Origin of the sequence: Paenibacillus sp. EKM301P (assembly GCF_011800295.1) — a bacterium.
GTDB lineage: Bacteria > Bacillota > Bacilli > Paenibacillales > Paenibacillaceae > Paenibacillus > Paenibacillus polymyxa.
The window spans coordinates 1-215 of sequence record NZ_JAALFM010000176.1; the positions used below are offsets into that span (position 1 = coordinate 1).

The window sequence follows — 215 nt, forward strand, 5'->3', positions numbered from 1 at the left end:
TCCTCTTGACCCGTGTATTTATGCAAGAGCGTGCTATACGCTGCCAGCAACACCATGTACAAGGTGGAGCCGGTTTGTGCGGCCAGCTGTTTCAACTGCTCACTGTCCTCCATACGGATCGCAAACTCAAATCGAGTCCCTTCCAGACGCTGTACAGCAGGTCTTGTAAAATCCGTTGGCATATCCAGCGCCGGGATTTCACCAGACATGGTTTT

General features: G+C 51.6%; 1 protein-coding gene. It reads right to left on the reverse strand.

Features of this window, described 5'->3' with window-relative positions; all coding sequences use genetic code 11:
* A partial coding sequence (locus HFD99_RS25425; protein ID WP_167441124.1) for a condensation domain-containing protein occupies window positions 1-215 on the reverse strand: 215 nt, incomplete at both ends.